This window comes from Cellvibrio polysaccharolyticus, from assembly GCF_015182315.1.
GTDB lineage: Bacteria > Pseudomonadota > Gammaproteobacteria > Pseudomonadales > Cellvibrionaceae > Cellvibrio > Cellvibrio polysaccharolyticus.
Window position 1 is genome coordinate 2894299 of record NZ_PRDL01000001.1, and the last position, 22407, is coordinate 2916705.

Annotated in this window: 16 protein-coding genes; 3 read left to right on the top strand and 13 right to left on the bottom strand. The window is 53.1% G+C overall.

Translation table 11 applies throughout. The features are described 5' to 3' along the window. Nucleotides 1-10: 10 nt before the first annotated feature. The 3 genes from relA to cysM form a co-directional block, all read right to left on the bottom strand. A complete protein-coding gene (gene relA, locus C4F51_RS12395) occupies nucleotides 11-2254 on the bottom strand; it encodes a GTP diphosphokinase (RefSeq protein WP_193910236.1) in 2244 nt (747 codons plus the stop codon). Nucleotides 2255-2261: 7 nt separating this feature from the next. Then, complete coding sequence (gene rlmD, locus C4F51_RS12400; protein WP_193910238.1) at nucleotides 2262-3680, bottom strand: 23S rRNA (uracil(1939)-C(5))-methyltransferase RlmD; 1419 nt, start codon at nucleotides 3678-3680, stop codon at nucleotides 2262-2264. A 98-nt stretch (nucleotides 3681-3778) separates the two neighbouring features. Further along, nucleotides 3779-4669, bottom strand: a complete 891-nt coding sequence (cysM, locus tag C4F51_RS12405; RefSeq protein ID WP_193910240.1) for a cysteine synthase CysM — start codon at nucleotides 4667-4669, stop codon at nucleotides 3779-3781. Nucleotides 4670-4800: 131 nt separating this feature from the next. On the opposite strand from cysM, the gene C4F51_RS12410 reads away from it, so the two are divergent. Beyond that, nucleotides 4801-7602, top strand: a complete 2802-nt coding sequence (locus tag C4F51_RS12410) for a response regulator (protein WP_193910242.1) — start codon at nucleotides 4801-4803, stop codon at nucleotides 7600-7602. A 6-nt stretch (nucleotides 7603-7608) separates the two neighbouring features. Here the strand turns inward: C4F51_RS12410 and recO are convergent, their stop codons facing one another. From recO to C4F51_RS12450, 8 genes are all read right to left on the bottom strand, one after another. Then, nucleotides 7609-8319, bottom strand: coding sequence for a DNA repair protein RecO (gene recO, locus C4F51_RS12415; RefSeq protein WP_193910244.1), 711 nt, complete (start codon nucleotides 8317-8319; stop codon nucleotides 7609-7611). Further along, nucleotides 8316-9230 (bottom strand): GTPase Era, encoded by a 915-nt coding sequence (gene era / locus C4F51_RS12420; RefSeq protein WP_193910246.1) that lies wholly within the window; start codon nucleotides 9228-9230, stop codon nucleotides 8316-8318. Before era ends, recO begins: the two co-directional genes overlap by 4 nt. Before the next feature lie 36 nt (nucleotides 9231-9266). After that, nucleotides 9267-9944 (bottom strand): ribonuclease III, encoded by a 678-nt coding sequence (gene rnc / locus C4F51_RS12425; protein ID WP_193910248.1) that lies wholly within the window; start codon nucleotides 9942-9944, stop codon nucleotides 9267-9269. Between the two features lie 2 nt (nucleotides 9945-9946). Further along, the gene (locus tag C4F51_RS12430; RefSeq protein ID WP_235992331.1) at nucleotides 9947-10369 is read right to left on the bottom strand and encodes a DUF4845 domain-containing protein; all 423 of its coding nucleotides are present in this window, start codon (nucleotides 10367-10369) and stop codon (nucleotides 9947-9949) included. Nucleotides 10370-10408: 39 nt separating this feature from the next. After that, nucleotides 10409-11314 (bottom strand): signal peptidase I, encoded by a 906-nt coding sequence (gene lepB, locus C4F51_RS12435; protein WP_193910251.1) that lies wholly within the window; start codon nucleotides 11312-11314, stop codon nucleotides 10409-10411. A 71-nt stretch (nucleotides 11315-11385) separates the two neighbouring features. Continuing rightward, entirely contained in the window at nucleotides 11386-13185 is a 1800-nt protein-coding gene (gene lepA / locus C4F51_RS12440) for a translation elongation factor 4 (RefSeq protein WP_193910253.1), read from the bottom strand. A gap of 159 nt (nucleotides 13186-13344) precedes the next feature. Then, a complete protein-coding gene (locus tag C4F51_RS12445) occupies nucleotides 13345-14757 on the bottom strand; it encodes a Do family serine endopeptidase (protein WP_193910255.1) in 1413 nt (470 codons plus the stop codon). A gap of 175 nt (nucleotides 14758-14932) precedes the next feature. Continuing rightward, nucleotides 14933-15805 (bottom strand): MotY family protein, encoded by an 873-nt coding sequence (locus C4F51_RS12450; protein ID WP_193910257.1) that lies wholly within the window; start codon nucleotides 15803-15805, stop codon nucleotides 14933-14935. Nucleotides 15806-15961: 156 nt separating this feature from the next. Here C4F51_RS12450 and pyrC point away from each other — a divergent pair, with 156 nt between their 5' ends. Both pyrC and rnt read left to right on the top strand, forming a co-directional pair. Beyond that, nucleotides 15962-16996, top strand: a complete 1035-nt coding sequence (gene pyrC, locus C4F51_RS12455; RefSeq protein WP_193910259.1) for a dihydroorotase — start codon at nucleotides 15962-15964, stop codon at nucleotides 16994-16996. Nucleotides 16997-17005: 9 nt separating this feature from the next. Further along, nucleotides 17006-17680 carry a ribonuclease T gene (rnt, locus tag C4F51_RS12460; RefSeq protein ID WP_193910261.1) on the top strand — a complete coding sequence of 225 codons (675 nt, stop codon included), beginning with the start codon at nucleotides 17006-17008 and terminating at the stop codon, nucleotides 17678-17680. Nucleotides 17681-17854: 174 nt separating this feature from the next. Here rnt and aceF read toward each other — a convergent pair whose 3' ends face one another. Both aceF and aceE read right to left on the bottom strand, forming a co-directional pair. After that, nucleotides 17855-19462 (bottom strand): dihydrolipoyllysine-residue acetyltransferase, encoded by a 1608-nt coding sequence (gene aceF / locus C4F51_RS12465; protein ID WP_193910263.1) that lies wholly within the window; start codon nucleotides 19460-19462, stop codon nucleotides 17855-17857. Nucleotides 19463-19606: 144 nt separating this feature from the next. Beyond that, complete coding sequence (gene aceE / locus C4F51_RS12470) at nucleotides 19607-22255, bottom strand: pyruvate dehydrogenase (acetyl-transferring), homodimeric type (protein ID WP_193910265.1); 2649 nt, start codon at nucleotides 22253-22255, stop codon at nucleotides 19607-19609. Nucleotides 22256-22407: the final 152 nt, after the last annotated feature.

Consider the following 22407-nt stretch of genomic DNA (forward strand, 5'->3'; position numbering starts at 1 on the left):
TTCGCATTCATCAATGCTTGCGTTGCGCCGATGCAATATTCGGCAACTGATTTAATTTCGACAGAATACGACTCAGCTCGTCAAAACTGCGAATTTCAACCGTAAATTGCATATCCACGGTGTTTTTCTTTTTGTCCGAAATGGTTTGCATGGCGCTGATATTGATGCGCTCGTTATCCAGCAATGCCGTAATATCTTTCAGCAAACCGTAACGGTCGTAGGCTTCAATAATGATATCCACCGAATAGGAACTTTGCGGCGTATGCCCCCATTCCACTTTAATAATGCGCTGGGGGTCATCCGCTTGCAGCTGCAATACGTTGGAACAATCCTGACGGTGAATGGAAACACCGCGCCCCAGCGTGATATAGCCGGTAATCGCGTCGCCTGGCACCGGGTTACAACAGGTGGCTATCCGGGTTAGCAGATTACCCACGCCCTCAATATAAAAATCGGAATCTTTTTTCCGTTCCGGCGACTTTGCCCGCAACGGAATAACCGGTTGTGCCGGGTTGGCTTCTGCCAGTTGTTTTTGCACCGCATGCAGCACCTGGCCGACGCTGGTGTCGTTCGCGCCAACCGATGCATAAAGATCATCCAGGGTGTTGAAGCGCATTCTTTTGATCAGGGCATTGTGGTCGAGATCGCCCAGCGCCAGACGTTTGAATTCCCGCTCCAGCAAGGCATGGCCTTCAGAAATATTCTGTTCACGCGCCTGCAACTTGAACCAGTGTTGCACCTTGGCACGGGCACGGGCGGTGTTTACAAATCCGAGCGCCGGCACCAGCCAGTCCCGGCTTGGTGCGTCCTGCTTTCCGGTGAGAATTTCAACCTGATCAGCGTTATTCAAGTGGTAGGTCAAGGGCACAATACGATTGTTGACCTTGGCACCCCGGCAGCGGTGGCCCACATTGGTGTGAATACGATAAGCGAAGTCGAGCGGCGTTGAACCTTTCGGCAAATCGACGACGTGGCCATCGGGGGTGAAAACATAAATACGGTCTTCATCGACGCTGCGCAGGTCATCTTTTAACTCAAGGCTGTCACTGCCCAGCTCTTCATGCCATTCAAGAACCTGACGCAACCAGGATATTTTCTGTTCGTAACCACGCTCGGAGGTATCCAGATCGGTGCCCTTGTAGCGCCAGTGGGCGCAAACACCCAGCTCGGATTCTTCGTGCATGGCGAAGGTGCGAATCTGAATTTCCAGTACTTTGTTTTCCGGCCCCATCACCGCGGTGTGCAGCGAGCGATAGCCGTTTTCTTTCGGCGAGGCGATGTAGTCATCAAACTCGTGGGGAATATTTCGCCACAAACTGTGCACAATACCCAGCACCGTATAACAATCCCGCACCGTCGGTACCAGGATGCGCACCGCGCGAATATCGTACACTTGGGAGAAATCGATACCCTTGCGGTTCATTTTTCGCCAGATGCTGTAGATGTGTTTAGCGCGACCGCTTACCTCACCCTCAATGTCCGCATTAACCAATTCGCCGCGCAACAAGGCCAGCATGTTGTCGATATATTCCTGACGGGCAAGACGGCGTTCATCCAGCAGCGAGGCGATTTTTTTGTATTCTTCCGGCTCAAGATAACGAAATGAAAGATCTTCCAGTTCCCACTTGATATGACCAATGCCCAAACGGTGCGCCAGCGGTGCATAGATATCGGCAACTTCCCGCGCAACCTGACGGCGGCGGACCAGACTGGCAGACTTTACCGAACGAATGGCACAGGTTCTTTCGGCCAGTTTGATGAGCGCTACGCGAACGTCGTCCACCATGGCCACCAGCATTTTGCGAATGCGCTCGGCCTGTACTTCGGCTTCGTGGCCCAGTACCCGCTCGTCGTCATCGCCGCGCTGGTAACTGATCGCCGCCATTTGCAGCACACCTTTGATCAGCTTGGCGACAGTTTCACCAAACTTTCGCTGCACATCAGCCAGAGCAATTTTGTTTTCGCGTACCGCACGATAAAGCACAGCAGCAACCAGCGCATCGTTATCGAGTTGCAAGTCGGAGAGAATTTCGGCCATTTCAAGGCCGATTTGAAAGCAGTTGGCATCCACGCCCCAGTTGTGCACCGCATCGCTTTTAACCGACACCGCCGCCGCACTGGTTTCACAGGCGGTTTGCAGCTCAAGCCGGTGGGCTTCTGTTTGATTGGCAGCACCGTCGAGACGCTCAATCCATGCAGGGATATCGACGGTACCTTCCGGGGTGACAGGATGATCAGCGCGGACTTTAACCATAATCTGACTACTTTTTATTCAACACAAATAACGCCATGGATTCCACATGGGCCGTATGAGGGAACATATCCATAACACCAAGCCTGGCCAGCGTATAACCGGCCTCCGCCAAAATGGCCGCATCGCGTGCCAGAGTGGCCGGGTTACAACTGACGTAGACCAATTTTTTGGCCCCCAGTTGCCGAATATTCATCAGGATCTCTTTGGCGCCATCGCGCGGCGGATCCAATAAGACCGCATCAATCTTGCCGCATTGCTGCTGCAATTGCCGAACCGACAGTCGGGTGAGATCGGCGGCGATAAAACGGACATTTTCCACACCGCTGCGCTGCGCATTTTCGCGCCCGCGCTCTACCATGTTTTCTACCGCTTCCACCCCGATCACTTCGGCACAATGCTTCGCCAGTGGCAGCGTGAAATTACCGATTCCGCAAAACAGGTCCAACACCCTTTCTTTGCCCCGCAGCGCCAATAAATCAATCGCCTGAGCGACCATCTGACGATTCACCGCACGGTTAACCTGGGTAAAGTCTTGCGGATGCCAGGCGAGTGGCGGCAAGGCTTCATCCGCATAATAGAACAATCGCGGGTCTATTGCCTGCCCTTGCAAATCTTTTAGAACGCCGGAGCCATCATCAACGCAAATACGACACTGGAGATTTTCTTCCAACAGACGTAAACCCTGCCAGTCACGCTCGCCCGGCGTACGGGTGTGACGCAGGATTACCATCGTCTCGCCCTGTCCGGCAAGCAGCTCAATATGGGTAACGGCACGCGCACTGTGCTCAACAGCCAACCAGTTCTGTAGCGGCGCAATCAGTGAATTCAGGGATTTCTCCAGCACCACACAGTTGCTGATCGGGGTGAGCTTGTTACTTTGCCGCTGGCGAAAACCCAGGGTGACGGTGCCGTCATTTTCATACCAGACCCCCAGGCGGGCGCGGCTGCGGTAACCTTCCGATGCAGAAACAATCGCGGGTAAAACCTCCGCCGGCTCCAGCCCGCCCCAACGCTTCATTTGCTCAAGAGCGGTGGCTTGTTTGAATGCCAGTTGATGCGCCGGTTGCCAATGCTGCAACTGACAGCCGCCACATTGATGGTAATGCTCACACACCGGCGTCTGGCGCTCCGCCGAGCTGACCAGCAGATTCTCCACAACCGCTTCTGCATAACGGGCATGATCCTGCTGCAAACGCGCCGAAACGGTTTCACCTTGCAAGGCGCCATCAATAAACAGTGTTTTGCCTTGCCAGTTGGCGATGCCGCGGCCATCGTGCCCCATGCGCTCAATGGTGAACTCACCCAATTTTTGATTGACGGGCGAACGCGCTGCACCAGCGCCTTTGGTTCGCGCGCTATTGCGCGACGATGATATAAAACGACTACCCGGGCGGGCGTTGCTGCCCCCCTGCTTACCTCGACTCATAGTGATATCCGAACGGTTGCGTGAGCTTCCGTCTGGCGGAAGTCCTGATAAGAAAGTAAGACCGGTTGGCGCCGGCGAATTATTCGCCGGAACTTTGATCAGACGTTGAAAATACCGGAAGAAAGGTAGCGGTCGCCGCGATCACAGATAATGGCAACAATGGTGGCATTATCTACCCGTTGACTCAGATCCAGCGCTGCTGCAACAGCACCACCCGAGGAAACACCGCAAAAAATACCTTCGCGCTGCGCCAATGCGCGCATGGTGTCTTCAGCGCGGCGCTGTGACATGCTCACCACCTCATCCACCCGTGCGGCATCATAAATAGCCGGCAAATAAGCCTGTGGCCAGCGGCGTATACCGGGAATACTGGCGCCTTCGTCAGGTTGCAAACCGATAACGCGGATAGCGGGGTTCTGCTCTTTCAGGTAGCGCGAGGTGCCCATAATGGTACCGGTGGTGCCCATCGAACTGATGAAATGGGTGATGGTGCCGGCGGTTTGCTGCCAGATTTCCGGGCCGGTAGATTCATAATGAGCCAGCGGATTATCCTTGTTGCCGAATTGATCCAGCACCTTGCCTTTACCTTCCGCTTGCAACTGCAGCGCCAGATCGCGCGCACCTTCCATGCCCTGCTCCGGCGTTACCAGAATCAATTGCGCGCCATAGGCGGCCATGGCAGCTTTGCGCTCTGCGGTGGAATTGTCGGGCATGATAAGGATGAGCGGATAGCCTTTGATGGCGGCAACCATCGCCAGGGCGATACCGGTATTACCGCTGGTTGCTTCAATCAGCGTGTCACCCGGTTGAATGTAACCGCGCAGCTCTGCCTGACGAATCATTGACAAGGCCGGACGGTCTTTTACCGACCCGGCCGGATTATTACCCTCCAACTTTACCAACAGGGTGTTGCTGGTTTCTCCGGGCAGTCTCTGCAAGCGCACCAGAGGTGTGTTACCAACAAACGCTTCTATTGTGGGAAAGTCCATAAAATCCTCGGTCAACCATCAGCGGCAAGCTGCCAAAGGCGGCTATTCTAGCGCTGATTGTAATATGGTGAAACTCACATAATAATGGTCTTCTTCGGTAAAAACCCTAATCTATTACGGCTTGTCATGCTATGGCACACAAAACGCTCAAACAGGAAGTCTGGCGCCTTATTCTGATCCCATCGCTGGCGATTACCTTACTGCTCTCGGCCACCCTCAGTTATCTTTACATTTCCCAGCTGAACAAGTTTGTCTCTCACCGCGGTAGTATGCTGACGCTGAAAACGGCGCAGCTCAGCCAGTACGCCTTGTCGCAGAACGACCGCAATATGGTGCAATCCATACTCAACGCCTCTCTGGAAGAGCCTTTTGTTCGTGCGGTGTCACTGCACACACTGGCTGATGACAAAACCTGGCATGCCGGCCCGGTTTTTTTTCCGCTTACCGAAGCGGCAAAAACCGACTGGCAGGAACCTCACGAGCAAAACACCGCCAAGTCGATCCGTTTTTCCAGCCCGGTGGTTGATGACAACGACGCCATGATCGGCCGCCTTGAACTCGAATTGCTCACCTCACCCTTTCTGGTAATACGTTACGAAACCCTGCTGATTACCATTCTGGTCACCCTGCTCTGCCTCATTCTGGCTGCGGTGCTGGCAGTGCGTTTGCACGAAAAAATTACCCAACCACTGGGTCACATCCGCAATGTGGTGCAAAAACTGGCCGCCGGAAAATTGCACACCCGGGTAGATACCCAGCAGTCCCGCGAATTTACCGAGCTGGCCGCCGCGGTGAATAACGTCGGCAGCAGCATGGAAGTCACCCGGGATGATATGCAACTGCATATGGATCAATACACCGAGGACTTGCGCGAAACCCTGGAAACCATCGAGATTCAAAATATCGAATTGGACATCGCCCGCAAACAGGCGCTGGAAGCCAGCCGCATCAAATCGGAATTTTTAGCCAACACCAGCCATGAAATTCGTACTCCGCTTAACGGCATTCTGGGCTTCACCAACCTCACCCTGAAAACCGAATTGGACGAGCAGCAGCGCGATTACCTCAACACCATCCGCGACTCGGCGCAAAACCTGTTAACCATCATCAATGACATTCTCGATTTTTCCAAAATTGAAGCCGGAAAACTCACCCTCGATTACGCGCCACTGCAATTGCGCCGGGTCGTTGAAGAGACGCTGCACATACTCGCGCCGGATGCACATGAAAAACATATTCAGCTGATCAATTATATTGATCAGGAAATTCCCGCCTGTTTATTGGGCGACCCGCTACGTTTCAAACAAATTCTTTCCAACCTCACCAGCAACGCCATCAAATTCAGCCCCAAAGGCAATATCGTTATCAACATCGGGCTGGTTTCCAAAACAGAAAGCCAGGTGGTTATTCGGGTCGAAGTTCGCGATCAGGGCATTGGCCTGTCAAACGAACAAAAAGAAGGCTTATTTAAAGCCTTCGCCCAGGTCGATAATTCCAGCTCACGGGAGCACGGCGGCACCGGCCTTGGCCTGGCTATTTGTAAAGGGCTGGTAGAGCGGATGGGCGGCGAAATTGACGTGGACAGCGAACCGGAAAAAGGCTCTGTTTTCTGGTTCACCGCGAAACTGGGTATCGACAAACGTCAGCCTATTCATGCCGCATTCAATGTGCAGGAACAGCATATTCTGGTGTGTGGCGAAAACCCCCAGGTAAATGCCCAGATCACCGGTATGCTGCACCGCTGGCAGGCGCACTGCCATAGCATCACCACCATTCACGACATCTTCCCGGTGCTGCGGCAGGCGCATAACACGCCTCAGGCCTTCTCGCTGGTTATTCTCGATATAGCACCGGAAGACCGCAAAATAAAACCGATTTTTCTGCAAAATTTAATCGAACAATTTGAAGTCGAATTCGGTTGCGATGTGATCGTATGCTGCACCACCACACACCAGCGACAGTTTAAAAATCAGGCGGATAATCCCCGTTTAACGGTTATCAACAAGCCGGTCACGGTTGACAGTTTGCAGCAAGCCGTCAGCCGACAATTGAATATTCAGGTGCGCGAAGCCCGTCCGCTGGATAACAACACCGATGCGATTCCCTTCCGCTCTGCCATTTCGGTGTTGATTGTTGACGACAATGCCGCCAACCTGCAATTGGCCGCTGAACTGCTGCGCGGGCTGAACACCAAAGTGGTTACGGCATCCAGCGGCAAGCAGGCGCTGGAACTGTGCGAACTGGGCAAATTCGATATTATTTTTATGGATATACAAATGCCCGGTATGGACGGACTGGAAACCACCCGCCGCATTCGCGAAACCGAAAGCGACAAAGAGCGCACGCCCATTATTGCTCTTACCGCGCATTCCATGACGGAACAAAAATCCGAGCTGTTGATCGCCGGCATGGATGATTGTGTCAGCAAACCGGTGAGTGAAAATCAACTGGCGCATATCATTTCCCGCTGGACGGCTATGAGCGGTAAAAAAGATGCCGGCTCACTTGCCACATCAAATCGTTCCGCGCCGCCATTACTCCCGGCGGTTACCCAGGCTCCGGATGATCTGGCAACCGTCGACATCGCGCTGGGTTTGCAGTTAGCCAACTTCAAACCGGCACTGGCGCGGGACATGTTAAAAATGTTGCTCGAAAACCTGCCGTCCGAATTGGCCGACATCAATAAGGCTTTCCGCGATAACGATTTTTTACACCTGGAGGAACGCGTCCATCGCATGTATGGCAGCAGCTGTTACTGCGGTGTGCCCCGCCTGAAAAAAATCAGTAGCCTGCTGGACAAACTGTTACAAGCCAAACAGTACAATCAGACCGAAGAAGTGATTGCCTCACTGAATCTGATCATTGAAGACATTTTGTTGTGGGCGAAAGGTAAGGATATTGATGCGCTGTTTGGGCTTTCCCCCAACAAATAACAGCAATCAGGAGGCAGGTGAAGAGAAAAGAGCGCGGCTGTGCAAGGGCCGCGAACCGAGCAAGGGTTTCAACAATTGCCGGCACAGTTTTTTGGCAACAACGCGCACTTGCGGATCAGAAAAATCCCGTCGGGCAATAGCCTGAATCACCCGGCCCGGTATGCATTGCTCCTCGGGCACGTAACCGGCCGCAGCCGAAAAACCATGCTGCAAAAACAGATAAGGCATGTCGGCGTGAATCAAATCACCGGTGTCCAGCGTATTCTCACAATCAAGCCCGTAACCGGCATCTGCTAATAAGGCCAACTCAAAACAACGCAACACCGCTTCCAGCGGCTGTTGTTCGTGCAAGTGTTGCAAGGTGGTTTGATAAACGGCAAACAGTTCCGGGTGCTGGTCCAGCTCCGGCAGCGATCGCAACAGCAATTCGTTAACGTAAAAACCGCTGAAAAGATAATTGGCCTGCAAGGAGAAAAAACGGTTATCCGCCTCAACCGCGGTAAGCAACTTGAGATCCTGTTTGCCGTGCAGGGTTATTAATAAACGCGAAAAAGGCGTTAGCAGCGAGCGGGTGCGGTTTTTTTGTTGGCGAACGCCGCGCGCTACGGCGGTGACCCGCCCCAGTGATTCGGTGAAAAAATCCACCAGCACACTGGTGTCACGGTAAGGTCGTGTATGAATAATATAGGCAGGCAAAAATTCCTGACGGGCGATCATTGCTGGAAATCGTTATAACCCAGGCTGCGCAAGGCACGCTCGTCATCTGACCAGCCGGATTTCACCTTGACCCACAGGTTAAGCATGATTTTACTTTCAAACAATTTTTCCATATCCAGGCGCGCCTGCTGGCCGATCAGCTTGATACGTTCGCCGCGATCACCAATCAAAATTCGCTTCTGGCCGTCACGCTCCACCAGAATCAGCGCAGAGATGGTGAGCAGATTGCCATCGTGTTTGAATTCTTCAATTTCCACGGCCATCTGATAAGGCAGTTCGTCACCCAACTGGCGGGTGATTTTTTCGCGCACAATTTCTGCTGCCATAAAACGTGAGCTGCGATCGGTAATCTGATCTTCCGGGAACAAATGAACGCTTTCCGGCATGTAACTTAATAGCAACTGCTCAAGCCGATCAATGTTGATTTCACGCAAAGCGGATAACGGGATAATCTCGGCAACATTGATCTTCTGCGACAATATCTGCAAATGCGGCAGCAGCACTTCTTTATCTTCCAGCTGATCGACTTTATTCACCGCGAGAATGACCGGGCACTTTACGTGCTCAAGCTGACGGGCGACCATTTCGTCTTCATCGGTCCACTGCAATTTATCCACCACAAAGACAATCGCATCCACGTCTTTCATGGCAGTGCTGGCGGCACGGTTCATGTAGCGATTAATGGCTTTGGGCTGGTTCAGGTGCAAACCCGGGGTATCGACAAAGATAAGTTGATCATTACCTTCGGTTTTAATACCGGTAACGTTGTTACGGGTAGTTTGCGGCTTGCGCGAGGTAATGCTGATCTTTTGCCCGAGCAAATGATTCAACAGGGTCGATTTGCCAACGTTCGGACGACCGACAATGGCCACATAACCACAACGGGATGGTTGTTCGGAAGAATTTGGCATGATGCGCCCTGTATCGGAATAAACAGAAAAAACGGGTTACAGGCCCAGTCGGGCCAGAACGGCAGCAGCAGCCTGCTTTTCCGCCTCGCGGCGGCTACTGGCTTGCGCCGTAGCAGACTGTGAAAGTGTAGCTATTTTACATTCCACTGTGAAAAGTTGAGCATGCGCCTCACCATTAACATCCACAATGTTGTATTCCGGCAACGGCTTTTGCAATGACTGCAAATGCTCCTGCAAACGGGTTTTGGCGTCTTTCACGGTAGTTTCCAGTGACAAGGCCGCCAGCCTTTCTGCGTACCAGCTGTGCAAGCGGTCGCGGCAGCTGTCCAGCCCCGCTTCCAGATAAATGGCACCAATAATGGCCTCTACGGTATCGGCCAGAATGGAATCGCGACGGTGACCGCCACTTTTCATTTCACCCTCGCCCAGCACCAGGCATTCACCAAAAGCAAACTCTCTGGCCAGATGAGCCAGGGTTTCCCCTTTCACCATCTGTGAGCGCAAACGGCTCAGCTGCCCTTCTTTTGCCTCGGGAAACTTTTTGAACAAAGCCTCACCGATAACAAAATTCAAAATGGAGTCGCCAAGAAATTCCAGACGCTCATTATTGGTAGCACCGTGGCTGCGATGCGTCAGCGCCAGTTGCAAATTTTTCTGGTCAACAAAGGTGTAACCCAGACGCTGCTGCAAACGATGGTATTTTAATGATTCCACACTTACTCACTAACCGGTGTGCAGCATTGATTCGGACGGCTGCTGTCGAGGTGGTTTTTAAACACCACAACGACATCCAGGGTTCGAATAAAGGGTGCATTGTCAAATAAAGTCACGCGCGACTCGTAATCAATTTTGACGATCAATTTTTTCGCGTCGCGTTGAATTTCAATATTTTTTGGCCCTTCACTTCGCACATTGTTGATCATGTAGAAGTTGGCCATTTTACGTTTGATTTCCATATCAGACATTTCTTCAAGTGGCGAACCTGCGTCCGCCAGCGATTGAAGACCGCTGACCACATAACGGTTTTCAGCGTAAAGAGGAACAATTTTAAAAGCACACAACAAAAAGAAACCGGCAATAATCAACACCAGAATCCAGCTCAGCAAGCCTAATCCCTGTTGTTTTTTTAACGTTCTCATCTCGGTACCTGCCATCCTTTTTAAGATATCAATCCGCAATTATTCAATTTTGCCTACGCGATCAAACGACGGGATGCTGAACAGTGAATCCCAGTGCATCCAGATAGCGAATGCCTTGCCCACAATGGCGTCTTCACTGACGAACAGCCATTCACGGCTGTCGGAGCTGTGATCGCGGTTATCGCCCATCATAAAGTAATAACCGGCAGGCACCTTCCATTTGCCAGCAAAACCGCGACGCGGCTCACCGCTTAACTGACCGGGAATAAGATTCTTGTTGGTGGTAAAGGTTTTGTCACCAATGGTTTCCTGAACGCGGCGAAAATACGGACTACCGGCCGGCAGAAGCTCTGAACCTGATTCCACAACTTTTTCGCCGTTAATAAACAATTCGTGATTGCGGTATTCAATTTCATCGCCCGGCAACCCGATCACCCGCTTGATAAAGTAGGTTTCCGGCATATGCGGCGGGAAAAACACCATCACGTCACCGCGTTGCGGATCATTGACCGAGATGATTTTTTTGTTGAGCACTGGCAAACGGATACCGTAGGTAAACTTGTTAACCAGAATGAAATCGCCAATATCCAGCGTTGGCTCCATGGAGCCGGAAGGAATTTGAAAAGGCTCGGCGATAAAGGAGCGTAATACAAAAACCAGCAGCAGCACCGGAAAAAAGGAGCGACTGAATTCAACAAAACCCGGCTGCCAAGCGGCCGAGTTATGGGCATTTTCATAGGATTTCTTGCGGTTTTCGTATTGGGTTTTGCTCGCCGTATCGGCCGTTTCAGCCGGTACCGGTTGCGCCAGGAAATCAGCAAATTGCTGATCAACCGCTTCAACTCGCGCCTTCCGTGGACGCGCCCAGACCAGTGCGTCAAACAACCAGATCAGGCCGGTTATAAATACCGCAAGAGTCAAAATGAGAGGCAAATTGATATTCATGAAAATTCCTTCAAGGTACCCGCTGCCGGCCTGACACCGATACAACGGGCATGGCCGGTTCGAGTCAGGCGTTAGCTATCAATTTTTAACACGGCAAAGAAGGCTGCTTGTGGAATTTCCACGCTGCCTACCTGCTTCATACGTTTTTTACCGGCTTTTTGTTTTTCCAGCAGCTTTTTCTTACGCGTTGCATCGCCGCCGTAACATTTTGCAGTTACGTCTTTACGCAAAGCTTTAACGGTAGAACGGGCAACAATCTGGCCACCAATCGCCGCCTGAATGGCCACGTCGTACATCTGGCGAGGGATCAGCTCTTTCATCTTTTCAGTGAGTGCGCGACCCATGCCGTGCGATTTGTCGCGGTGCACAATGATCGCCAGCGCATCGACTTTTTCACTGTTGATCAGTACATCCAGACGCACCAGATTCGCCGCCTGGAAGCGCACAAAGCTGTAATCCAGCGAGGCAAAACCGCGGCTTACCGATTTGAGACGGTCAAAGAAGTCGGTTACGACTTCGTTCATCGGCAGCTCGTAACGCACCGATACTTGTGAGCCGGTGAACTGCAAATCTTTTTGGACGCCGCGCTTTTCAATGCAGAGCGTAATCACGTTGCCGAGGTGTTCTTGCGGCACCAGAATATTCGCTTCAACGATCGGCTCGCGCATTTCTTCAATCGCGCCAGGATCAGGCAATTTGGAGGGGTTATCAACAAAGATAACTTCGCCACCGCGCTTGACCACTTCAAACACTACGGTAGGCGCGGTGGTGATCAGGTCGAGATCATATTCACGCTCCAGTCGTTCCTGGATGATCTCCATGTGCAACATGCCGAGGAAACCGACGCGGAAACCAAAACCCAGTGCGTCAGAGTTTTCCGGCTCGTAGAACAGCGAAGCATCGTTCAGGGTTAACTTGGCCAGGGCTTCACGGAAGTCTTCAAAGTCGTCAGAGCTGAGCGGGAACATACCCGCGTAAACCTGCGGCTTGATTTTCTGGAAACCTTCCAGTGCTGCCACGTCCGGGGTTTGCGCGTGGGTGATGGTATCGCCCACCGGCGCGCCGTGAATGTCTTTGATGCCGGCAACCACAAAGCCTACTTCACCGGCCTTGAGTTCTTTTAACTGGGTAGGTTTCGGGCTGAATACGCCCACACCGTCAACAATCTGTGCCTTGCCGATAGTTTTGGTGATGATTTTGTCTTTTACCCGCAAGGTGCCCTGCTTTACCCGCACCAGCGACACAACGCCAAGGTAGTTGTCGAACCAGGAATCGATAATCAGCGCTTGCAGCGGTGCATTGACATCGCCCACCGGTGGCGGAACCAGACGCACCAGCTCTTCCAGCACATCTTCCATACCCATGCCGGATTTGGCCGAACAGCGCACCGCTTCGGTAGCATCGATGCCGATAATGTCTTCAATTTCCTGGGCAACGCGATCCGGCTCTGCCTGCGGCAAATCCATCTTGTTGAGTACCGGAATAACTTCCAGGCCCTGCTCGATCGCGGTGTAGCAGTTGGCAACCGACTGGGCTTCTACGCCCTGCCCGGCATCCACCACCAGCAAAGCACCTTCACACGCCGCCAGCGAACGGGATACTTCGTAAGTGAAGTCTACGTGGCCGGGGGTATCAATGAAGTTGAGCTGATAGGTTTTGCCGTCACGCGCGTTGTAATACAAGGTTACGCTGTGAGCTTTGATGGTAATGCCGCGCTCGCGCTCAAGATCCATGGAATCGAGCACCTGGGCTTCCATCTCACGATCACTTAATCCGCCACACATCTGAATAAAGCGGTCAGCGATGGTAGATTTACCGTGGTCAATGTGCGCGATGATTGAAAAATTACGGATATGGCTGAGATCGGTCACTGGATATCAAATACTTATGCTGGTTATAAAAACAGAACAGGCGAGACCTGCTCGCCAATGAGGCCGCCAGTTTAGCCTATTTGCATCAGCCATGCCATGTGAACATCAAGGATGATAAAGGCCTGCCATCGCGGATAATGGCAGACCTTTACCGGCACTTTATTTCAAGGTGATGGTATGGAAAACCGGCCGCCCATTACGGAAGAAGCGAATCGCCTGGGGGGCATTTTTTGCAATGCCGTCGGCTACTTTGCGATAATCCTCAACCGTAGTAATGTCGCTGAACGCCAGCTGGTCAATCACATCGCCCGCCATTAAACCGGCATGCGCGGCCGGGCTGTCCGGCTTCACCTGACGCACCAGTACACCGGTGGTAACACTGTTACGGCCGCGGTTTTGCTCTGTAACCGGCTCAACCACCAAGCCCAGCTTGTCCACATCCGGGGCCGCATCCGGCTCGGTTTTGACAGCCACTTTGGGCGCGTCCTGCACTTGCAGTACACCCACCTGCACCTGCAATGTCTGTTTTTTGCCTTTACGTAAAATCTCTACCGGCACTTTGCTGTCCGGGGTGGTTTGCCCCACCAGGAACGGCAAATCCGATTGGGTTTTAACATCGCGACCATTGAATTTCAGGATCAGGTCACCGGCTTGCATACCGGATTTGGCTGCCGGACCCTCCGGCTCCAGATCCGCAATTAACGCACCCACCGGCTTATCCAAACCATAGGAACTGGCGAGGTCGCGGCTCAACCCCTGAATCACCACACCCAACCAACCGCGATCAACCCGGCCTTTTTCACGCAGCTGGTCAACCACTTCTTCAGCGACTGAGGAAGGAATGGCAAACGACAAACCAATCGAGCCACCACCACGGGTGTAGATTTGGGAGTTGATGCCCACCACTTCGCCTTGCAGATTAAACAGCGGGCCACCGGAATTACCCGGATTGATGGCCACGTCGGTTTGAATGAAAGGCACATAGTTACTTTCGTTGCGCTCGGAGGGAATATTACGGCCAATAGCACTGACGATACCGGCGCTGGCCGAGTAGTCGAGACCAAACGGCGAACCAATCGCGACCACCCATTGGCCAACGCGCAAGCTGTCTGCTTTGGCAAACTTCAGCAGCGGCAACTTGTCGGCGTCGATTTTGAGCAGGGCAAGGTCGGAACGGGAGTCGCTACCCACCAGCTCGGCTTTGTATTCACGCTGATCGATGAAGCGCACGGTAATCTCATCGGCGCTTTCAATGACATGGTTATTGGTGAGAATGTAACCGTCTTCGGAAATCACAAATCCGGAACCCATGGCACCACCATGACGCTCGGGCATGTTGTCCTGCTCAAACAGTTCACGAAAAATTTCAGGAATTTGCTGCGACTGCGGCAGGCTCATCGGCGAGCGACCGGCGGTGCTGGCCGTGGTGGTAATTTTGACCACAGCGGGAGAGCTGTTTTCTATCAGATCGGTGAATTCGGGGAGGTTCTGCGCTTGTAACGAAGCAGACGCAACAACCAGCAATCCGGCCAACAACAAATGACTGACCCATTTTTTACCAGCATCCAACATGCGATATTTACCTCTTGTAACCACAGATACCAGGCGCGCAATAAAACCAGTGTCAATACGGCCCGAGTCTATTGGCGAGCGACATCACCAGTGGAGCCGGATGCCATCTGCCTGGCGTTATGACCGGACAGACGACAATAAATTCCAAACCACCCCGTGTCAGCCAGAGGAAAATTTATGGCGAGGACACGCGGCGCTCCAGACGCACAGTGACGCGCCGGTTGCGGTCACGACTGGTCGCATCAAAGTTCGCTACTACCGGATATTGCTCGCCGTGCCAACGAATCAGCAGGCGCTGCTTGTCCACGCCCTGCTCTGCCAGATACCCGGCAACCCACTGCGCCCGCTTTCTGGACAACTGTAAATTGTCGGCCGTGTTACCGATATTGTCGGTGTGCCCATCGATGTAAACAGCAGTAATGCTGCGGTCCTGACGCAACCAGCCCGCGATATTGTTCAGTTTGCGCAATTCTCCCGGGGCGAGAGCCGCGTCCGCCTCCGGAAAAAAAATGGTGGTGCGCTGAAGTTGCTCGTAACCGGGTTGCAGCTCGGCTACACACGTGTTCCACCCCGCCACTGCCGCTTTAAAATGCATAGGCTCAAGGGTGATGCTGACCGGAACAACACCTTGCATAGCCACGGAAGGCTGCAGCCAGATGCGTTGATGCTGCTCCAGCGCCTTGCGCATCTGTGCCACCACATCTCCCTTGCCACGGCTTTGGCGATCCAGATACAAATCCCCCAGCCATACGCCTTCCGATGTATTTCGCCAGGCGGGTGGCAGAGCGTGCACACTGAACGAACCGGTGAGCGGCTCGCCCCGGGCGAGGCGAAGAAAAAAAGTATCCGCCGCCTCTGCCTGACGCTCGAAACCGGCATTTCCTTGAATGCCCAGCGGCTGACGCAGCTCGCAGCGATAAGCAGAAAACACCTGCAACCACTGAACATCGACCAGCGGACTGCGGTAGGAGGCAGCCACGGCCGACCGGCTATCCACACCGATAACCAACAGACCCAGCGTCAGGTAAAAGATCAAAAAACGGTACATGCGGCTTGAGGTTTCTCCGGTGGCTCGATCGCGAAATACACTTCCCGGGCCGTATAAAAAAGGCATTACCCTTCATATCGACCAACAGCGGCTGCGCTTTACCGTTGATTTTGATAGGATGCAACCATTTTTGACGGCAAATACCCGGATACTCCCATGACACAAACGCTGACCATTACCCGTCCGGACGATTGGCACATCCACTTGCGGGATAATGATGCCCTGTCCAGAACCGTTCACGATGCAGCTCACAGCTTCCAGCGCGCATTGGTAATGCCCAATCTGGTTCCTCCAGTCATGACCACCGACAATGCGCTCGCCTACCGCGACCGCATTCTGGCTGCTCGCCCCGCTGGCAGTGATTTTGAACCGGTAATGGCACTCTACCTGACAGACAATACCGACCCCGCCGAGATTGCCCGCGCCAAAGCCGCCGGCATTCGCGCTGCGAAACTTTACCCGGCTGGCGCCACCACCAATTCCGACTCCGGCGTTACCGACCTGAATAAGATTTACCCGGTGCTGGAAGCCATGCAACGCGAAGGCATGCTGTTTTTGCTGCACGGAGAAGTGACGGATAGCAGCATTGATATTTTTGACCGGGAAAAAGTATTTCTCGAGCGCACCTTCAGCAAGGTTGTGAAAGATTTCCCGGCGTTGAAGATGGTGCTTGAACATATCACTACCGCCGATTCCGCCGCGTTTGTTAGCGAAGCCGCAGAGAACGTGGCCGCGACCATTACCGCCCACCACCTGCTTTACAATCGCAACCATATGCTGGCTGGCGGTATTCGTCCGCACTACTATTGCCTGCCTATTCTCAAGCGCAATACGCACCAGCAAGCACTGATCAAGGCCGCCACCAGTGGCAGCCCGAAATTTTTTATTGGCACCGACTCGGCACCTCATGCCCGTCACCGCAAGGAAGCCGCTTGCGGCTGTGCTGGCAGCTATACTGCCAATGCCGCTATCGAGCTTTACACCGAAGCCTTCGAAGATGCCGGTGCACTCGACAAACTGGAAGCCTTTACCAGCTTCTACGGGGCAGACTTCTACGGCCTGCCGCGCAACACTGACACCATCACCCTGATCAAACGCGACTGGCAAATGCCGGATGAGCTGCAGCTGGGCAACGAACCACTGGTTCCTCTGCGGGCGGGTGAAACACTGCGCTGGCAGCGTCAAAACTAAGGGATTATTGTGAATTTACCCGAAAACGCCAGAGATCCAAACGTCCCTTTCGCCAATCGCTTTCGCGGCTTTTTGCCGGTGATCATCGATGTCGAAACCGGAGGCTTTAACGCCCGTAGCGATGCACTGCTGGAAATCGCCGCGGTCACCCTGCGCATGGATGAAGATGGCAATCTGCATCGCCACGAAACCTTTTCCTTTCATGTTGACCCGTTTGAAGGCGCCAACATCGAACAGGCAGCGCTGGATTTTACCGGCATTGACCTCGATAGCCCGGACCGCATGGCCGAACCGGAATTGATGGTAATGACCGATTTGTTCCAGGCAGTGCGCCGCGCCGTCAAGGAAAACGGTTGCACCCGAGCGGTGGTGGTAGGACACAACGCCCACTTCGACCTGGGCTTTGTCAATGCGGCGGTGGAGCGTTGCGAGATCAAACGCAACCCTTTTCATCCCTTCTCCTGCTTCGATACCGCCACCCTGGCTGGCCTGGCATTCGGTCAAACCGTATTGGCCAAAGCCTGTCGCGCAGCCAATATTGAATTCAGCAACAGCGCGGCGCACTCCGCTGCTTACGATGCAGAAAAAACTGCAGATTTGTTTTGCTACATCGTAAACCGCTGGCGTGAACTTGGCGGCTGGGTTCCCTCGCAATCTGGCGAAACGGAAGAGCCGGAAGAGTGATTACTCGCTGCGGTAATTTCATGCCGCCCCCGTAAATAGTCATCATCAGATTTTCAATTTCAGCCAGCCTCTTCGGACGCTGGCTTTTTTACGCCTGTGCTTTGCCAAAACTGACGGGCACAAAAAAACCGACACAAGGTCGGCTTTTTTGCACTCACTGTTAATCAAACGCTATTACAGCAACAAGCGTCTGACATCAGCGATAGTGGCCGTCAGGAAGGTAAAGAAGCGGCCAGCGTCGGCACCGTTGATCGCACGGTGGTCATAAGACAGAGACAGCGGCAGCATATTACGCGGCAGGAATTCCTTGCCATTCCAGACCGGTTTCATTTGAGCTTTTGAAACACCCAGAATTGCAACTTCCGGCGCGTTTACAATTGGCGTGAAGCCATTACCGCCCATTGCACCCAGACTGGAGATGGTGAAACAACCACCTTGCATATCCGCCGGAGTCAATTTGCCATCGCGTGCTTTTTTCACGATACCGGCAAACTCGTCAGACAATTCCCACAAACCTTTCTGATCCACGTTACGAATGACCGGAACCATCAGACCGTTAGGTGTATCTACCGCAACACCAATATGCACGTAGCTCTTCTGCACAATGTGCTCACCGTCATGATGCAGTGACACATTGAAACTCGGTTCGGCACGCAGCGCCGCTGCAGCAGCTTTCAGCAGGAAAGGCAGCGGAGTGAGCTTGCTGCCACGCTTTTCTGCCTCGGCTTTCAGGCTGTTACGGAAAGCTTCCAGGTCGGTGATGTCAGCATCATCCCACTGGGTAACGTGCGGTACATTGAGCCAGTTGCGGGTCATATTGTCCGCAGTGATTTTCTTCACTTTGCTCATTTTGACCAGTTCGATTTCACCGAATTTGGAGAAATCAACTGCTGGTACACGCGGAATACCTGAACCGCCACCAACCGGCGCACCGGATTGAGCAGCAACAACGATAGGCTTGACGTAACCACGCACGTCATCTTTCTGTAAACGACCACGCGGGCCGCTGCCACTCACTTTGCCGAGATCAACGCCCAGTTGACGAGCCAGTTTACGAACAGCCGGGCCAGCATAAACGTCGCCGGTTTGAGCAACTTCTTCTGTAGCAGCGGCAGCTTTGGCCGGTGCAGGGGCAGCTTCTGCCTTGGCAGCAGCTGGAGCAGCGGCGGCTGGAGCAGCAGCAACCGGAGCGGCTGTCGGTGCAGCGCCTGCGGCGGCAATTACACCAATGGCAGAACCCTGGGAAACTTTATCGCCTACTTTCAGGCTGATACTGACGATCTTGCCAGCAGCTGGCGAAGGAATCTCCATGGATGCCTTGTCAGTTTCAAGCACGATCAACGAGTCGCCTTCAGCCACTTCATCACCGGCTTTAACGATAATTTCGATAACTTCAACGCCTTCAGAGCCGCCGATATCCGGTACGGTAATCGGTTGTTCTGCAGTAGCGGCTGGCGCGGCGGCCGGAGCCGGTGCTGCCGCAGCTGGCTGTGCAGCCGGTTCGGCGGCAGGCTTGCTTTCTGCTGCTGGCGCTTCGCCAGCACCTTCTGCTTCAACTTCGATCAGCAGAGCGCCTTCAGAAACCTTGTCGCCCACTTTGACTTTAATGGCAGTAACTTTACCAGCGGCAGAGGCCGGAATCTCCATCGATGCCTTATCGGTTTCCAGAACAACAATGGAATCCTCAAGGGCGATAACATCACCCACGGCTACGCTGATTTCGATGACTTCAACCCCTTCAGAGCCACCGATATCGGGGACTTTAATCGTTTGGATTGCCACTTTAATTCCTCTTGTCAATTTTATCGTTGATCACAAAAACGGCTGCGCCACGGGCGTAATTGCTTGAGAAAAGCAAAGCGCCGATGGCGTATAAACCGATGGCTATAAACAAGATCGCCCTTTCAGAAGAAAGGGCGACAGTTTTTACACGCTCATCGGATCCGCTTTTTCCGGATCAATACCAAATTTTGTAATGGCCTTGGCGACCACGTCTGCTTTGATTTTGCCCTGATCAGCCAGCGATTTCAGCGCTGCAATCACTACGAAGTGGCTGTTAACTTCGAAGAAGAAACGCAGTTTTGCACGGGAATCGCTGCGGCCGAAACCTTCGGTACCCAGTACAGTGTAGTCGCCCGGAATGTAGGCGCGCAGCTGTTCTGCGTAGGTTTTCAGGTGGTCGGTTGCGATCACAACCGGACCCTCACGGCCTTCAAGCTGTTGAGTGATGAACGGCTTGCGTGCTGCTTCAGTCGGGTGCAGCAGGTTCCAACGGGTAGCGCGCTGACCATCACGGGTCAGTTCGTTCACACTGGTTACGCTCCAGACATCCGCTTCAACATCAAATTCGCTACGCAGAATTTCAGCTGCTGCACGAACTTCACGCAAAATAGTGCCTGAACCCATCAATTGTACGCGGTTCTTTTTCTTGCCAGCGCCTTGTTCCAGCAAATACATACCTTTGATGATGCCCTCTTCAGCGCCTTCCGGCATATCCGGGTGCTGATAGTTTTCGTTCATCAAGGTGATGTAGTAGAAGCAGTTTTCCTTGTCGCGGTACATGCGCTTGATACCGTCCTGGACGATAACAGCGACTTCGTAGGAATAGCTCGGATCGTAAGTGCGGCAGTTGGGAATGGTGTTAGCCAATACGTGGCTGTGACCGTCCTGGTGCTGCAAGCCTTCACCGTTCAGCGTAGTACGACCGGCGGTTGCACCCAACAGGAAGCCGCGCGCCTGGGAATCGCCCGCTGCCCACGCCAGATCGCCAATACGTTGGAAACCAAACATGGAGTAGTAGATGTAGAACGGAATCATCGGTACCTGATGGTTGCTGTAGGATGTTGCTGCAGCAATCCAGGAAGACATGGAACCGGCTTCGTTAATACCTTCTTCAAGGATTTGACCTTTGGTGTCTTCCTTGTAGAACATGATCTGGCCAGCATCTTGCGGGGTGTACTTCTGACCTTCAGATGCATAAATACCGATTTGACGGAACATACCTTCCATACCGAAAGTACGTGCTTCGTCAGGAACAATCGGCACGATTTGCTTGCCGATGCTCTTGTCCTTGACCAGTGCAGACAAAATACGCACGAAGGTCATGGTGGTAGAAATTTCACGCTCGCCGGTACCTTTCAACTGGGCCGCAAAAGCGTCCAGCTCAGGGGTTTGCAGGGATTCAAAATCTGCTTTACGCGACGGCAGGTAACCACTCAGAGTTTGACGACGGGATTGCAGGTACTGCATCTCGGGGCTGTCATCGGCCGGACGGTAGTAAGGCAGCTTCGGCAGATCTTCATCGCTGATCGGCAATTCGAAGCGATCACGGAATTTTTTCAGGCTCTCGATATCGAGTTTTTTCACCGAGTGGGTATCGTTGGAAGCTTCACCGGAAGCACCCATGCCGTAACCTTTAACGGTTTGCGCCAGTACAACAGTCGGCTTGCCTTTGGTGGTGGTTGCATTGAGGTAGGCGTTGTACACCTTGCGACCATCGTGACCACCACGCGCCAGATGCAGAATTTCGTCATCTGACATATCGGCAACCAGCTCCAGCAACTCCGGGTATTTACCGAAGAAATGCTCACGGGTGTAAGCGCCGCCGTTGGCTTTGTAGTTTTGCATCTCGCCGTCAACAACTTCGTCCATGCGCTTTTGCAGCAGGCCGGTTTTGTCTTTTTCCAGCAGGCGATCCCAGTTGCTGCCCCACAGAACTTTAACGACGTTCCAGCCAGCACCACGGAAAACACCTTCCAGCTCCTGAACGATCTTGGCGTTGCCGCGAACCGGGCCATCCAGACGTTGCAGGTTACAGTTGATCACGAAAATCAGGTTGTCCAGTTTTTCACGACCGGCCAACGCGATAGCACCCAGGCTTTCCGGCTCATCACACTCGCCGTCACCCAAAAATGCCCAGACTTTACGGTCAGTGGTCGGAATCAGTTCACGCGCCTGCATGTAACGGATAAAACGCGCCTGATAGATCGCCTTGATCGGGCCAAGACCCATGGATACTGTCGGGAACTGCCAGTATTCGGGCATCAACCAGGGGTGCGGGTAAGAGGACAGGCCTTTGCCATCCACTTCACGACGGAAATTGTCGAGGTCGTCTTCAGTCAGACGACCTTCAACGAAAGAGCGGGAATACATACCGGGCGAGCTGTGGCCCTGGAAATAAACGAGGTCACCCGGACCATCGTTGTTACCACGGAAAAAGTGGTTAAAACCTACATCGTACAGCGTGGCTGCGGATGAGAAAGACGCAATATGGCCACCGAGTGCATCATCATTGCTATTGGCTTTCATCACCATTGCCATCGCGTTCCAGCGAATAATGGAGCGAATCTTGCGCTCAAGAGCCCGGTCACCCGGCGGTGTAACTTCCGCAGACGGCGGAATGGTATTGCGATAAGGAGTGGTAATAGCAGAAGGCTGTGCGATGCCATGATCTGCTGCTGCTTCGGACAATTGCTTCAACAAGAACGCTGCGCGTTCTTTACTTCCATGACGAACAACTGATCCCAAGGCATCCAGCCATTCTTTCGTTTCAATGGCATCGATATCTTCTAGCATTCAAATCTCCTCAACCATGCGCGCTTTGGCACATAATAAATGTCGCGATAGTAATAAGTGTTGGAAGTTGGAAAGGGTTATACCGCCGTTTGTATTTATACAGAAGTCATTGATTTCTGTAGCTTTATTAGTAGCGGTGCGCTTGCCGGGTA